10 protein-coding genes are annotated in these 15,985 nt (G+C 36.4%); 1 reads left to right on the top strand and 9 read right to left on the bottom strand.

The window, feature by feature from the left end; all coding sequences use genetic code 11:
* Positions 1-87: 87 nt before the first annotated feature.
* The 5 genes from A8F94_RS00500 to A8F94_RS00480 form a co-directional block, all read right to left on the bottom strand.
* Positions 88-1,617, bottom strand: coding sequence for an AbgT family transporter (locus A8F94_RS00500; protein ID WP_066193916.1), 1,530 nt, complete (start codon positions 1,615-1,617; stop codon positions 88-90).
* Between the two features lie 642 nt (positions 1,618-2,259).
* Positions 2,260-3,441, bottom strand: coding sequence for a cyclically-permuted mutarotase family protein (locus A8F94_RS00495; protein ID WP_217490899.1), 1,182 nt, complete (start codon positions 3,439-3,441; stop codon positions 2,260-2,262).
* Between the two features lie 45 nt (positions 3,442-3,486).
* Positions 3,487-4,335: a MurR/RpiR family transcriptional regulator gene (locus A8F94_RS00490; protein ID WP_254660754.1), complete on the bottom strand. Its 849-nt coding sequence runs from the start codon at positions 4,333-4,335 to the stop codon at positions 3,487-3,489.
* A 171-nt stretch (positions 4,336-4,506) separates the two neighbouring features.
* Complete coding sequence (locus A8F94_RS00485; RefSeq protein ID WP_066193914.1) at positions 4,507-6,912, bottom strand: sialidase family protein; 2,406 nt, start codon at positions 6,910-6,912, stop codon at positions 4,507-4,509.
* A 433-nt stretch (positions 6,913-7,345) separates the two neighbouring features.
* Entirely contained in the window at positions 7,346-9,265 is a 1,920-nt protein-coding gene (locus tag A8F94_RS00480; protein WP_066193908.1) for a 3'-5' exonuclease, read from the bottom strand.
* A gap of 179 nt (positions 9,266-9,444) precedes the next feature.
* Between A8F94_RS00480 and A8F94_RS00475 the strand changes: the two genes are divergently transcribed.
* Complete coding sequence (locus tag A8F94_RS00475) at positions 9,445-9,798, top strand: hypothetical protein (RefSeq protein WP_066193905.1); 354 nt, start codon at positions 9,445-9,447, stop codon at positions 9,796-9,798.
* 650 nt (positions 9,799-10,448) lie between these two features.
* Here the strand turns inward: A8F94_RS00475 and A8F94_RS00470 are convergent.
* Genes A8F94_RS00470 through A8F94_RS00455 form a run of 4 tightly spaced genes read right to left on the bottom strand, consistent with a single transcriptional unit; the run spans position 10,449 to position 15,873 of the window.
* On the bottom strand, positions 10,449-12,305 hold the full coding sequence (locus A8F94_RS00470; RefSeq protein ID WP_066193902.1) for a DUF262 domain-containing protein: 1,857 nt from the start codon (positions 12,303-12,305) through the stop codon (positions 10,449-10,451).
* 41 nt (positions 12,306-12,346) lie between these two features.
* Positions 12,347-13,108, bottom strand: a complete 762-nt coding sequence (locus tag A8F94_RS00465) for a hypothetical protein (RefSeq protein WP_066193899.1) — start codon at positions 13,106-13,108, stop codon at positions 12,347-12,349.
* The gene (locus A8F94_RS00460; protein ID WP_066193897.1) at positions 13,098-13,952 is read right to left on the bottom strand and encodes a hypothetical protein; all 855 of its coding nucleotides are present in this window, start codon (positions 13,950-13,952) and stop codon (positions 13,098-13,100) included. The genes A8F94_RS00465 and A8F94_RS00460 overlap by 11 nt, the downstream gene beginning before the upstream one ends.
* Before the next feature lies 1 nt (position 13,953).
* Positions 13,954-15,873 (bottom strand): hypothetical protein, encoded by a 1,920-nt coding sequence (locus A8F94_RS00455; RefSeq protein WP_066193895.1) that lies wholly within the window; start codon positions 15,871-15,873, stop codon positions 13,954-13,956.
* Between the last annotated feature and the right edge of the window lie 112 nt (positions 15,874-15,985).

The raw sequence follows: 15,985 nt of genomic DNA, 5'->3' as shown, positions 1-15,985 counted from the left end.
ATCTCATTCAATACGGCCTTAAAATCATGAGGAAAAGGCTTTAATCCTTATAATTTCTATATTTTAAAAATGGATAAGATTTTTATCTTAAAGATATATCGGCCCGTCTGGTCCAACTGGAATCCCTAACAAGTACCAGACAATAACAAGAATGATCCAGAAAATGCCGAAGAAAATGGTATAAGGGAATAATGCGGAAATTAATGTACCCAAGCCAATATTTTTATCATATTTCTTCGCAAAAGATAACAGCAGAACAAGATAAGGAAGCATGGGAGTAATAGGATTTGTAATCGAATCTCCTACCCGATAAAGCGCCTGTGTAAAGGCGGGGTGATAATCCAACAGCATAAACATTGGAATAAAAATAGGTGCTAATATTGCCCATTTTGCTGAGGCGCTTCCTATTAATAAGTTAAGAAGTGCTGTAAAAATAATAAACCCTATGAACAATGGAATTCCGGTAAATCCGACTTCATTTAAAAAGTCGGCACCCTTAATTGCTATAATAGGCCCAATGTTACTATTTGCAAAAAAAGCGAGCATTTGAGAAGCAGCGAACACAAGCACAATGTAAGGTCCCATCGTACTCATCGCCTTGCCTAGCATTTCACCAAAATCTTTGGAGTTTTGTACTGATTTCGCTCCAATTCCGTAAAATAAACCAGGGATAAAGAAAAGGATCGTTAAAATCGGTACAATGGCCGTCATAAACGGTGAATCTTCAATGATTGAGCCTGTCTCAGGATTACGGAGGATTCCGTTTTCAGGTATGACCATTGCCAATAGAACAATGATAAAGATTAATGCAGAAATTCCGGCCCAATTCAGGCCCCGTTTTTCTAAAGACGTGATTTTTTCCATTTGCTGAAGTTCACCAGAGTAAGTTCCAAAGCGCGGAATCGTAAATTTATGGGTTACCCAAAGTGCGACTAATAATAAAAAGATTGTTGAGACTGCCAGGAAATAGTAGTTCATGGCAGGGTTGGCCGTAAATTCCGGATCAAGGGACTGCGCTCCAATTTCCGTGAAACCGGCTGTAAGCGTATCTGTTAATCCTAGAATCAAGTTAGCGGAAAATGCCCCCAGTGTTGAGGCATAAGCAACCACGAGGCCTACAAGAGGATGATAACCAAAAGACATCAGGACGGTCGCTGCTAAAGGCGGCAAAACGATTGGCCCGGCGTCCCCAGCAGCATTTGCAAGAATAGCGATAAAAATAACACTTGGAATGATAATTTTTTTAGGTGTGGCAACTACGGCACGTTTCAGCAAAGCTGAAAAGAATCCGCTTTGCTCGGCAATCCCCACCCCTATCATCATGACTAAAACCATTCCAAGCGGCGGGAAACCACTGAAATTTGTAACCATATTCGTCAGGAAATTAACAATTCCCTCACCATCCAGGAGATTATTGGCCACAATCGTTTCGCCTGTTCCAGGATGGACAGCTGATACCTTAAACAACCCCATTATAAAAGAGGCGATTAAAACAATGCCTGATAGCGCAAAAAATAGAACAATTGGATCGGGCAGTTTATTTCCTGCTTTCTCAATACCATCAAGCATTCGATTGAAAAATGACTTCTTTTTCTTTGCTGTGTTTTGTTGAACCATAAGAATCATACTCCTTCAGGCAGTTTAAATCTAAGAGGATACTAAAAAAAATGCAATAAAAAGAGTATATATATTTAATCTTCGGATATCAACAAAAAAAGTCAATCTTCAGGTTGGTAATTCTCACATAGTAACATCAAACCCTTAAGTCTACTATGTTTTTCGTGTATCTCATAGAAACAATTACCTTAGAATTACCTCCGATTTATTGTCGATTTTAGAATTAAAATACATAGAGTTGAATATATAAACAGGCACCATGACCATACTAAATTCAAAAGGTCGCTGCCCCATAGGATATTTCTCCCTCTTCATTTAAATAGAATCGACGCTTTGGAGCTTACAGGAACAGTTACACAGCAATTCATCCATAAAAGACTTAAAAAATACCCCTATTAAAGGATTCACCCCATTTGCCTCATCTGGGCTCAGGACTATAACGCGAGTAGTTTCTTGTTAACAGCTGTTTCGGCTTAGAAAAATTAAATTGACGATAAACCCGGTTAAACAGTGCTAATCATAAAAAGAGGATAATCCAATATACATGGATCATCCTCTTCCGATAATACTATTCAATTCTCCTGCTTTACAAAACCAGAGGTGGCTTGTAGGCAAGCCGCCCAATACATTTTGCAGGTTCGCTTAACGGTTTAGCAAAGTCCCTGAATACATTGCATTTGTTCTTACCCCGGGTTTTATTTCTCCATTTATCGAAAAAATTTGCTTATCCATTAACACTAAGCCTTGTCCACATGGGGCATCAAATGGAACCTTTCCGATTGATCTCCACGTGTCCTTTTTGGCATTATAGATTAGAATATCTTTATTCCAATTAAACTCATAAGGATCCGCAGTGAAGTACTTTGTTCTAAATGCTTCTAACTCTTCTCCCTGTAATGTATTTAAATTTTTCACTGCATGATCGTATACTTCTTTATTAAATCCTCCGATTACCAGCATTTCATCTTTGTTTAGTTTGACAGAGTTTGCTCCCAGCAGGGATATTTCTTGATCATCGACTTTTACTGAAGAAACGTTTGACCAGGTGTTCTTCTCGATATCATATTTATAGCCATCTGTATACGCAATCGATCCTCCACCACTAAATACATATAGATTTCCATTTAACAGCTGTGCGACACTTTGGTTTCTGACACTTTCTCCTGGTATAGGTGCCAATTCTCTAGTCTTGCCAGTTTTTAAATCATATTCATATAATTTATTGCTGTCCTTCCCATTTTGCTGGCCAAGTCCAATATACAATTTTCCATCCTTCTCAACTGCTATACCATTGCTTATGGTAAATGGCAGATCTCCTACTTTTTCAACGTTCAGTTTTTGGTTTTTATCAATCGTCAGGAGCAGGATGTCGTCTGCATGTTCAGTATCTGGGCTTCCTCCGATATAATAGACACCTTTATCTGTCGTGATGGATGAACCATATCCGATCTTATGATCAAGATTTGTGTGTTCTACCAACGTTAAACCACTTTTCTCTTTTTTATAAACATAAATATCTGAGTAAGTTTCCCTGGCCCCTCCGTTCAAGACCGATTCATAAGGAAAATTCGCTCCACCGCCAACGATCAAATAATCTTTATAAGATCCTGATAGCACTCCCGCGGCACCGATGTTCTTATCAAAACCCTTTGGTGCCTCAAGCTGTCCTGCATGTTCCCAAGTGATTCTTTCTACCGCTCTCACCTGTTTAGAAGCGTTTGCTTTGGCTTCTGCATTTGCGTTTCCGGAAGCGTCAGCATTCGTCCCGATATAACTCCCAATAACAAGCATTGATGCAATCGCCGCTATCCAAACCTTTTTCAAGACATTCCCTCCCCCGTTTGTCAGTACCTCATAATGTAGATAATTCTAGTAAAGCTTGCTTGATAGATTCTTGGATGTTTTCATGCTAATCTCTTTTGCATTTTCTACATTTTTCATCGCAATTCCCGTACATAGAAGGTCAATCAGATACAACTGAGAGATTTTAGATACTAAGGATCCACTTTCTAATGGATTCTCCTTCGAGGATGATAATAATACTAAATCAGCAAACCGTGTTAACGGAGATTTAACATAACTCGTTAAAGCAATCACCTTAGCATTATTTCCCTTAGCTATTTCCACAGCATCTACAATGTCTTTTGTACTTCCAGTAAGGCTAATCGCAATGACGACAGTTTTCTCAGTCATACATGATGCTCTCATAATTTGAAAATGCGAGTCCGTAACAACATCTGCATGTTTTCCAATTCTCATTAAGCGATTCTGCATATCTAACCCGGCTATGCCTGAAGCGCCAATCCCAAAAATGACAACATCATTGGAATGATTAACCATGTCGATTCCAGTTTGCAATTCTTCCAATTTGATCACTTCAGATGATTCGTTTATAGCCTGGATCATCGTGTTCCGGACCTTTTTAATGATCGTTTCATGGTCGTCTTGTTGTGCAGACAATGAGACTTCCTGTGCCAACAAAAATTTGAAATCCTGAAATCCTTTGAACCCCAATTTCCTGAAAAACCGTAAGACGGTTGCTTCGGCTGCTCCACTAGCCTCGGATAACTCGGTTAAAGAATGGTAGAGTACCCATTGGGTATGAGCCCGAATGTATTCGTATATTTTAACTTCTGATTTCGTAAATGTATGCTTATTTTGCTCCATTACAATGGACGGTTTAATACCTTTCATTTTTTCCATAGAGTTCGCTGTCATTTCATCCACCTCCAAAATTGAAAAGCCACCAATGCTTCTATTATAAACAAAGAAGCAGATGTGAGGAGTATAGGGTGGATAAAAATGTAGTGTACAAAATTATATGGAATTTGGAAGGAACTGCTGCGAAAAGTCCGTAATGATGGCTTCGCAACAGCTCCCATTCCTTAGTTATTCAGCTCTTATGATCACCTTGTCGGTGAAAGTGGCCGCTTCTGGATTCGGCTCAAATAATTCGCCGTAAACATTATAAATAGATAGATTCGGGTCCAATTTAAACTCTGCGTCATAAGCTCTTGGTTTTAAATCCGGAACAATTCCTTCAAAAATGTATCTGGTATTGTTTATTTTCTCAACCAAGTCGAATTGGATTTCTTGTCCGTCAATTGTGCCGTGAATCTGTTTATTGCCCATCAACACAACAAAGTCATCGAATGCAATCTCTACTTTAATCTTCTCACCCGGGCGATAAGGCCTTGGAGTTTCGGTTAGCACATTGAATGATTCGATTACTGGCTTTGGTGCCGGATTATACTTCTGCCAATCCAATTTTAGATAATCGACGTCCAGCTTGATATAGTCCATGACAGTATTGGCCGTTCCTTCATAAAACAGGCCAATTTCACCGTTCGGCAAGTTTGTAAGGCTCGAATATCCATAGTGGCCTTCTTTCACCAGTTTGCTATATTTCCAGTTAAACGAATATTTGGTCCGGCCATTCTCATAGGTTCCATCTTCCTCAATTAACCCGGCCTTCACCGTTCCATTAATTCTGCTTCTAGAATCACTTGCACTTGAAAAAATAACAGCTTCCATCCCATCGATCTGGCCATCATAACGAATCGCTGACATTTGACTGTATGGTGCGGTCAAAGCCTTTTCCGTAACGACTTCAGGTTCCCATGTTTCCCCTCCGTCAAAGCTTGTCGCGATTTGTGCATATCCCGAGTAATTCCTCATGAATAGCTTCAGCTGGCCATCCGGCATTTCGACAACCTGTGATTCAGTAATTTCATGACTGGAATTCGTGAAATACCGTTCATTGATCGTCTGTCCGTCGACAATTCTGCCTTCGTTCGGGGACTCCCCGCGGTGCCATGTTTCACCATTGTCATCACTATAAATAACCGCACTGGCCTGGCGATTATATTCATTCAAGAAATACACAGGGAATACGAGTCTTCCTTCGTTCGGGCCTTCAGTAAGCTGGATGCCGTTTCCTGGACCCGTTCCCAAGAAGATCATCCATTCTTCTTTTACTTCATCATTTAAATCAATTGGCCCTGTCCATGTTTCTCCTTCATCATCGCTATAATACAACTCAAGATACGATGTTTTAAACGGTTTTAGTGGTGAAGTCTCGCTAAAATAGTTATCTATCTTTTCGCCATTCAAATATAAATTACGATCTTCATCCACCGAATAGTCAGTAGCTGTTCCACTTTCGTCATAGACGATTCCATTTTCTCTAATCGTGTATTCGTTGTTATGTTCATCCGTTAAATACAGATATTGTTTACCATCTACAGTTTTAAAACCAGTTCCTTTATACGCATTGTTGCCAAAGCCTCCCATAAGTCCCGCTCCATGAGGAAACCCGTCAACAAGCGCAAAAATCCGTTCATTGGATTGATCCTGTACGAAAGACAGGTCAATATTGGATGCCTGGTCCGGATAATCATTGATGACAATTCCATCTTCTTCCCATGTTTGTCCCTGGTCAAAGCTCCGTCGGATAACAGCGTCGATATTGTTTGGAGAATCCCCTCCATGAACAACACGGCGGTCAATTCCCGCAATTAGTGTCCCTTTTTCAGTATGGAGCAATGCTGGAATCCGATAATTATTCGAATCCATGAAGCCTGGATAAAAAACGCTTACTGGTTTTGGTGCCGATTCTGGCAGAGGATTTTCCAATGATGCAGCTTTTGTTTCGCCGGTAATCGATGCTAGGACATCATCAGCAAGCGGCTCATCAAAGACTTTCGCAAAATCAATATTGCCCTTGAACGGATACTGGTTACCACCTGCTGCCCTTTCCGTCCTTCCTAGTTGTGCGCTGTTTGGCTCATAAATGTTGCTTAGGAATTTCCTCGGAGACTGTGAATCTTCCTTGATTAATTCACCATCCAAAAAGTACTTATAACCTTTATCCTTGTCTACAACCATAGCCAACGTATATACTTCATTTTCTTTCAAATTCACATCAGTGCGAATATGTATATTCGTCTTTGCTTCTTCTGGTTTCTCTAACCGATTTTCACTTCCGATTGCGGAAGGTGAAATATAAAGATTAAAATGGCCATCCCGCACTCTATTATTACTTAAAGAAAAAAGTGACATGATAGACGAGCCAGTATATTGGAATCGAACAATAATGGTTCCTTCATCCAATTCCTTCAGTTGATCAACGTGATCATTTAAGTTAGTGAAATATCCGTCTTTAATGATTTGGTTTTCCACCTGTAAAACCGGCTCTGGTTTATCAGCAGTTGATGCTGCGGAAACAAATGTACCCTGTCCAAAGACTAAAGTGGTTATTAGCAACAACACTATAAACCTTGAAATTTTCTTCACCAGCAAAATCTCCCCTTCCGTAAATCATTGTGCTTCCCATCTTCCCAACACATGGCAAAATCAACATTTCCAATGACAACGCTTCCAAAAAACTTCACAAAAACAGTAAACTACTCACCTCGCCTCCATTACTTTTTAACTTGTTGTTAGGTTTCTATGATGTTATCGAAATGGTAACATAACGAAAGTTTATTGTCTAATAATTATAAAAAATGACAATTGATTGTCATTTAAGTAGGTCCAGGACTAGTAAGGTTAAGGCTCGTTACAAGAGTCCTAGCATGCTAACGATTATGAAAAACTCGTTTTTTATTCTGTCTTCATCCCCTTTTCTCTGCCGTGTATTCTATGAAAATATGGCCTATTCAAATGCAGTACTACATTAAATAGGACTGCCCATTATGGACAGCCCTCTTCAAGATACAATTAAAAGCTATTTAATATTTTGCTTCAATGTTTTTTGTGCTTTTCTTTCATCAAACAAAGTATCCATATACTGAGTGAATTCAGATTGACCAGAATAGGACAAGCACAGATACTCTTTCGCCCTCGTCATTCCAATATACAGCAAAGACACTTCTCTTTCCTTATCCTCTTCTAGAGGGAATGGCATAGAATCCGTATTAACAATGAAGACGGCCCTGAAATCCAAGCCTTTGCTGCTGTCGATGGTACTTATCTTAATTTTGCCATCTTCTTTTTCAAAGGAGCGCTTTGAATTCTCATTCTCGGTTATCCAATAATACGGCAGGCCGGCTTCTTTAAGGGTTCGCTGAATGATGTCAATGACGGGAAATTGGATTGTCCGCTTCACCCGATACAGAATAAGCATCTCTTCATATGAGACTTTCCGTTCGTCATGGAGTTTCTTCATTTGCCGGGCAACTAGCCGGATTTCCTCGTAAAAATTGCTGGCACGGATGATTCCGGGCTCTGGCCCTTTCCGTTTTGTACTTTGAGGAGCAATAATTTCTCCCTCTAGCTCTCTATTTACAACCTTGTTCTTTAGCATTGAATGTTTACGGTAAAAATCCCAGGCAAACTTCACGATTTGCGCAGTATTTCTGTAATTAATCGAAAGGATTTTCGATCTTCCCTGGAAGCTCAAACCAGTGTCCTGCACATACGATCGTTTCCGCTTGTATATATCTTGTGCCCTATCCTCAACCAGTAATAGCGATTGTGTCTCTTCGTTAAGAAGCGAGCTTACCAGTGCCAGCCATTCAGCTTCAAAGTCCTGGCCCTCATCAATTAGGATCGCATCGTAAACTGGTAAGATGGTTTCTTTTCTTTTTATCTTTTCTACAATCACTGGAATTTGCTGCTCTTTAATCCGTAAATCCTTCTTAAGCCAGGCATGGAAATTCCGAACTGTAATGTTGTGATGGTTTACGGGATTTTCTACTCCACCCTTGGAAAAATTAAAGTCAAACAAATCTTCTGGTTCGTTGAGCATATGGCGAATCATCTGCTCTATGGAATTGGCCAGTGAGATATTGTAGCAAAGAATCAATATCTTCCAATCAGGGTTCTGTTTTGACAACATCTTTGCCCTGCTAGCCAGGATGATTGTCTTGCCGCTCCCCGCAACACCACGGATAAGTCTGTTTTTATCACCTAACTGCTTGGCCAGATTCTCTTGATGCAAATCCATCGTTTTAATATCATGCAGCGACAACAACAGTTGATCCCGATATGGAACCGGCGGCTTGAACTCCGCACTTATTCTCACCTCTGGGAAAAGGTGATAGCGAATCGCGTTAATATCTTCAAAAGACAATGGCTCTCTTAACCGATACGGAACCACAAACATATTCAGGATTTTTTCCATTAATACCTCTTCGGAAAAATCCTCCTTATCGGGGTCGATTTCATCTCGGTTCAAACATAGCTGCGGATCTATGATACTATACAGCCCTTCCTGAATGAAATCCTTCGCATAAAGCCTTGTAAAAACGACTCCATAGCCATACGGAAACTTCAAATTGAATTGATGCTTCCCTTCCGTTTGTATCAGGTTCTTATCCTTCTTCAGAACGTCAACTACTTTAAATACATTGTCCCTCGCCTGCTTTAAAGGGCTCTTTATGATAGCCTGATCTCCAGAAGACGTGAGGATATGCCATTCATCAGGATTGAGCTGATAAAGAGTGTTTTTTGTGTAATCTTTCACTTCCAGCACAAGCAAACCCAAGTCGGGCCCGATTATCACAAAATCCGGCCTTCTACCATGTATCTCTGGTTCATAATAAACAATATAATCGTCAGGCAAGAATGTTTTCAACGTCCGGAAAACAAGCCGCTCCCCAGCGGTCGCACTGCTCCGAATCGTTTCAGGAACCGTAATCGCCATCATACCAGCTCCAAATATGTATTTTTCTACATTATACTACAATTATGATACAATCCACCTAAATATTTACAGAATTAAACCTATTTAACAACTTTTCTCACTATTTTCTGAAAATCCATTGTAATTTCTTGGGGGAAATTTAAAATAGAGGTAAGGATTATAAATCAGGATGTGAAACCATGCTCAAAACATTAATTAATAAATTATTATCAAATACAGCTCCGCCTCAAGAGAAGCAGAAACCAATCAGTACAAACGAAATCGAGGCAATAGTCGAAGCGAAAATTAAGGAACATGCAGAAACTAACGCGACTGGACAGCAAAACCCGGTAAACTCAGAGGATTATTCGTTGACAGACAAACAGATTCAATACTTTATCTCGCTAACTACCAAATTTAACTGCGAACTCACAACTGACCCGGCAAACCTGACATTGAAAGATTTAAACAAGATGATAGCTTACAACAGGTTCAAAAATAAGGGGATATTAATAAACCTTGAGAAAAAGGGAGTAATTAAAACCAAGAAGTAAAATATAAGTGCCTGCCCACAGAAAGAAGTTTTATATAAAACAATGGCCTCCTTAAAACTGTAAAAGATCTTCCATCAATTGAAAAAGCCCTTCGCCCACCCTCGAAGGGTCTTTCCCTAGCTTAATATCAATATCACACCAACAACCAACTTTATCTTGATTAAATGTAGTATTTGTTGGACATTTTTCTATTGCATAGTAAGAGTCTGGTAGAAATGCATGGAAACATTTATTCACAACACGTGGGAGTCCGATTATATCTGAATGAATACAATGCAAAACCTGATAGAATTCGGTCTGATCGAGAACCTGCCCGAATTAGCGAAAGAACTCAAGCATTAGAGGGCAAGATTCCTGGTAGAGCCGTAAGCCGTCCATCCCGAAGCCGGCAAGCAAGTGGAACTTTGGCTCCAGTTGTTTAGTACAATACATAATGAAACCTGGAGACATGTTAGGGTCTTCAAGTTTTTTGATTTTGTACAGTTTTTTTCTCTATTGGTATATTAAGATATGGAAGTTGTTATAGATGGTTAACTTGAAGGATAATATGAGAAAGAGTAGTCACTTTTCTGACTACTCTTCTATATTATTATTTCAATATTCTAATGTAACGGTTCGAATAATATACACGCGTTAACTTACAAATATTATTATATTAAAAATTTTTGGTTCACTAAATCGTAAATCAAATCTGCTATTTTAGAAGATCGATCTAATATAGCCTTCTTACTGAAATGTCCTTTATTGTTAACGGAGTATTTACTTTCTCGCTCATTTATCATAGCAGCTAATTTTGCGTTTTTTCCTCCTTTTGTTGTTGAAACAAGATTTTTTGCAATTCTTTGAGTAATTATAAAATCTTGTTCAGAATAAAGGTTAAGCTTATCTTTAAATCTTTTATTTCCCACACTTGAATTTTCATTGTTATAAAGAAGAGTTAAGTTTCCTATGAGATTAATATGATCTTTAAGATCTCCTTCAGACGTAAAACCAGCATCTGAGCTATCCTTATCAAAAGAAACTTCTTTTGACAGAATATGCTCTACAGTGATTTTTTGTTTTTTAGAAGGAACTATTACAGAGCTATTCCCATGAAAATATAATTCAATAAACTTTAAAATTACCGCTGCCTTATTAGACAAACTTCCATTAGTATTTACTAATTTTCTCACGGGAAGCATTTGTTTAATATCAGTAGATTTTATTAAAATAATTTTATTTGCTTCCTCATTCATTTTTTTAAATGCTTCATCAGATTTCCTGCCATTATTAATTTCTTCATAATATTTTTCAATGATGGATGGTAGGTTGCTCTCGATAAAATTCATTTGAGTAAAGGAAAATAATACGGATGCTCCAAGTCTTACTCCAACATCCAGTACATCTTGTTTTAATTGTTGATTTTCTTTGTAAAAAGGAATCAATAAAGAATGCAATTGTTTAATATTAAATAGCTTAAATATAATAAACATATTATTATCATTTACAAATGCATTATAATTTCCTTTTTCAATCTCGGCATAGATTTTGCTAACGTCTTTAAGATCTTTAACTAATTGAAAAATCTCATTTGTTTTATACTTTTTCTCCTCAAAGTATTCATATACTTGCTCTTTTTTGATGTTTTCAGCGTATTGCCCAATTATATAGTGTTTTAAAAAAGTAGATGATGAGATCTTTTTCTTTGGGTTAATCTGGAGATTTGAAATAAATTCATTCCAGTCGTTATTAAAATCATCAATCTCGTCTTGAGATTTACTATCTTTTGTAATTATCTTAAGAAATAAATTCTTAACTAAATCAAGTGGTTCTAAACTTCTTCCCCTATCATTAAGAACCTCAAATAATTGAAAGGCTTTATTATAGCTTGTAGAAACAGTTACTATAAAATAAACTCGACTCTTAAAATAGGAAATAAAGTTTTTTAATTGATCATCATTAAGTGCTTCTAAAAATTCTTTAGCTGTTTTATAAACTTCCTCTATTCTTGAATCAGATTCCAGTTTTATTTCATAGTCCTTGTTGTAGAGAATATTTTTATACACCTTCCCGAAATTCAATGCAGGATCATGTATCAACTTACAATCCTTTATATCATCATTATTGTCTAAAATTGCATATGATTGAACAATATCATTTAATTTCATTTGCCACTTTTTTATCTCTTTTAAATCTTGGGAAGCAGTTATTTTAGCTTCTACTATTTCTTCCAATGACTTGCAAATTAAAGTAGTAGTTGTGAGTCGTTGTTGCCCATCAACTACGAGATATCTTTCACTTTCCTTAGGTTTAATTAAAACAATATTCCCCAAAAGATACCCTTCTAAGTCATCTTCTTTCATAGTGAAATTATTAGAATCCTCCGACAGGTCATTCATTAACTGTAGAACATCTTCTTCCCCCCATACAAAATCTCTTTGAAAATCGGGAATCAGAAATTTATAAGAGTCATCTGTTAAGAAAGATTTAATATTTAGTAATTCAGAACTTATTCCATTTTTAATCATTATTGGATGGTCCTCTCTGTTGCACTTTTATTTCCAATTTATCAAACTAATGATTCAACCTGAGATATATCATAATAGTAACTCAAGAATTTAATAAAATACTCTTTTAAATCCTCTTTTTTCATCATAGGTGCCATAACTACAGGATAGCTCTTATTAAATTCAAAAATTACTCTCCGTCCAACACGTTCATCTTTGCCTAGATGATCAAAGCCCACCAATTTTGCTTTCATTATCTTAGAAAGGTTTAGTTCATCTATTAGATCTAAAATATTTAATAAAAAATGATCATTACGGAAGATTTCATATTTAATAATGTAGTTGTACATATCTAAATTGTCGATCAACAATTCATAATAGCGTATCCGTTCCTCATAGCCACTAACCCTATCATTAATATATTGGGCACCAATAATACATTTATAAATGTAGTTTTCCCAGTCGAACTTCTTAATAACTATATTGTTGAAATGAGAAATATTTTCAGCTATTTGAGGATAATTATCCAGCAAGTAATCCCGCTTATGAACAGTTAATAAAGAATGCCAAAATAACTCTTCAAAATGTATATCTCTATCAGTATTAAGATAGGAACCTGAAATGACATTAAAAGCTTCCTTAAACATTTCTTTTCTCTCCGTTTCTGTTCCCTTTGCCATATAAATTGGGAAATCCGGAGCCTCATTAATAAAAACTATCTTATCAGAAAAGTATTCTTCCTTAAATCTAATTTGATCATCAAGAAAGTCTTTATAAAACTGCTCGTTGTTTTTATAATCTTTATTTAATAGCCTAATTTCCATTTGAACTTAGCCCCTTTATTGCAGCAGCAAATCTTTCAATAATCTTGTCAGAGATAGTGTAAATTACTTTATCAATTGTTTCGATGGTCAATTCCTCGATCATTTTTTTAGTCATAAGATTATATAGTTTGAGATCCAACTGATCAGTTGGCATTTCCATTTCATTTAAATCAACTTGTTCTCCATCTTCACCGTATCTACTTAAAAAACGTTGAAGTGCTTTTTGAAGACCCATATAGATATATAAGTTGTTTAAAGAATTGCTCATTGGCATATTGCTAAATTGCAATTGCTCATTCTTGTAATGAATAATAATCGTTTCTGTACCAAGTTCTATTCTAACCTCACTAGACAAACCTGGATCAACTTTTTTCTCAAAAAGTTCAAGAGGTTTATTTATGCTGCCGTCGAAAATTACGACATTTGAAAAACCAAGTAAGGAATTCATAGGAACAACGATGTCCTCTTTAAACGACTTGTAAAATTCGCTTAAGTCTTCATTATCATAAAAGTTAATTTCTTCTTTTGAAATAAGGTGAAGTTGGATTGAAGTTCTCCCCTTACTTACCGAAATCCGTTTTTTTGGAATTTCAACAGATCTTTGATTTTTTCTCAAGAAATAAAATTTATTATCTTTTGATTGTATTACGAGAATAAGTTGTGCTTTTCCACTAGCCAGCAATTTAGAAATAAATTCTGAATCAATTGTATAGTCCAAATCAAAACGATAGTTTTCCACATTTTCGTTTAGGTTCACATCAAAAGTAAATTCGCTGCTTTCATAACTTGTCGAAGTGTTAGTAAGTATTGGGTATGGGAAATTTGCATCCTTTTTATATATCATGTTAAACCTCTACGTAATAAACAAATTTTAATGCTTTATTAAAGGTGCTTTTTAAATCTAATCGGAGTCTAGCCTCTCCATTTCTTATTGCAACATTTTTAATGATATTGTTTTCAACTTTACATTCCTTTCCTGTAGAGAATTCAATTACTCGGTTGTAGTTTTCTAGAAGGTTAAATTCATCCTTATATTCAACACCCATACCATCAATAATTGATAGAGAAATATTACATGCTGATTCTTTAGATAGCTCTTTACTATCTTTAAAGTTAAACTTAACCATCTCATAGCTGCCAAGAATAATTCTTTCTACAATATCTGGATTTGCAATATATTTGTCTCGAACTTGATCCTGCTCTGAGCCATCACCAGGCGGTTTTTCCTGTTTAACTTTCTTAACAGGATTAGATGGCTTCGGCTTCGGATCACCAGGCTTTGAATCTGTCTTAGATTTTTTCTTCTTCTTTGGAACATTTGTAGACATTTTAACTAGTGATTTGCCCTTATTAATTTTAACTGTGGATGTTATATCTGATAATTCCCTCTTAAACTCATTCTCTACTACGTATAATATATCCTTGGTATTCATAGTACCGTCGGTAGGATTGTTTTGCCTTATTGCTTCTTCAATAATTTTGGAGATTTCTTTAGAGAGATTATTTATAAACTTTTTTGCTCTCTTTTGCAGAAGAGGATCCTTTATATGTTCATAAGAAAGTTCCGTATGAGATTCATTTTCCAAAGACTTCAAATAGGCATCCTCTGGTGCTCCACCAATTAACACAGCATTATATGGCTTATTTACATTTCCTTTTATTTTTTTATCCTCTATTTTCATTCCGATTGTTCTGACAATAGCAACCCTGCCTTTAGGAATTGCTTCGTCATATCGGAAATATAGATTGAACTCATAATTATTAAAACCGTCCCCTACGTTTAGTTTTCTGGGTTCAATGTTTAAATAAGTATCAACATAGAGTGGAGTAAATTCTTCCTTGATCTCTGCAATTTCTTGAGTATAATAATCTGGATTTGTAACATATTCTCTTAATGTTTCTTTTGTAATTTTTTTGTCGTTTACAATAACCTCAAGCTTTTTCTCAAGAAGTGATACAAAAAAACTATCAAGAACACTTTTTATTATTCCTTTTTCATCATTATACTCTTCACGTAAGAACGGAATAATAATCTTTAATCCACGTGTTTTCTTTTCAAACACTTCATGAAAATTATTTTCAAAAGGATAAAATTTTGTCTTATTTCCACTTAAAGTATCAAGTTTGGCAAAATATCCGGAAGAACGGTAGCATTGGTCCTCATACATATGTTCAATTAATTGAACGGTACCTCCTAGGTGCTGGTTACCCTCTGCATCGCAATTAGCAAAATACATCAAATTCAAGTCAGAGGCAGCATTTGATGCAATCTTACCGACTCCATGTGAGCCCCCTCGGGAAATTTCTACAGCTTCATCCTCTTCTTCGGAATGAACACCTTTGTTATATGCATAAATCGCCCACGTATCTTCTTTGGAATTAGTTTGGCCGTTTTTTGCACCTTTCAATCCCCTTGTATTACTATCCTCAAATGAAATATAAGCGACTTTACTCTGATTTAATTTATTTTGCATATGATCAATTGCTTCTTTTGTATAGCTGTTACGTCCTTTTAAACAATTAATACGGTCTATTACTTCCTGAATTCCAGGCACTTCTTCTCTATTAATCATTCCTGTCTTGATTGTTAGAAGGACGGGATCTTTACTACCAAGCAAACGTGCATCCAGGGCATTTTGGGTATTTTCTCTCGTTAACCCGGGAATTCTCATGTTAAAAAATCTTTCTAAAATTTTATTGAAGTTTGATTCTTCTATATTTGGTATAGGTGAAAATTGCCAAAACTGATTGTTTACTGTTGTCATAGCTGCTCCTTTTCTTATATTGGTATGTATGTATTTTCTGTTTTTTGGATAAAATAAACTTTTTCGTCAAAATTCTACTTTATATTACTATTATTCCTGTATTTATTCTATT

Origin of the sequence: Bacillus sp. FJAT-27225, from assembly GCF_001685025.1 — a bacterium.
Taxonomy (GTDB): domain Bacteria; phylum Bacillota; class Bacilli; order Bacillales; family Cytobacillaceae; genus Bacillus_D.
The sequence above is the reverse complement of the archived record's forward strand: the minus strand, read 5'-3'. Positions and strand labels throughout refer to the sequence as shown.

Bases quoted from the DNA above. Each gene is read 5' to 3' on its own strand.
- A8F94_RS00500 (WP_066193916.1), bottom strand. From the start codon at position 1,617: ATGGTTCAACAAAACACAGCAAAGAAAAAGAAGTCATTTTTCAATCGA.
- A8F94_RS00490 (WP_254660754.1), bottom strand. From the start codon at position 4,335: ATGACAGCGAACTCTATGGAAAAAATGAAAGGTATTAAACCGTCCATT.
- A8F94_RS00480 (WP_066193908.1), bottom strand. From the start codon at position 9,265: ATGGCGATTACGGTTCCTGAAACGATTCGGAGCAGTGCGACCGCTGGG.
- A8F94_RS00475 (WP_066193905.1), top strand. From the start codon at position 9,445: ATGCTCAAAACATTAATTAATAAATTATTATCAAATACAGCTCCGCCT.
- A8F94_RS00470 (WP_066193902.1), bottom strand. From the start codon at position 12,305: ATGATTAAAAATGGAATAAGTTCTGAATTACTAAATATTAAATCTTTC.
- A8F94_RS00465 (WP_066193899.1), bottom strand. From the start codon at position 13,108: ATGGAAATTAGGCTATTAAATAAAGATTATAAAAACAACGAGCAGTTT.
- A8F94_RS00460 (WP_066193897.1), bottom strand. From the start codon at position 13,952: ATGATATATAAAAAGGATGCAAATTTCCCATACCCAATACTTACTAAC.
- A8F94_RS00455 (WP_066193895.1), bottom strand. From the start codon at position 15,873: ATGACAACAGTAAACAATCAGTTTTGGCAATTTTCACCTATACCAAAT.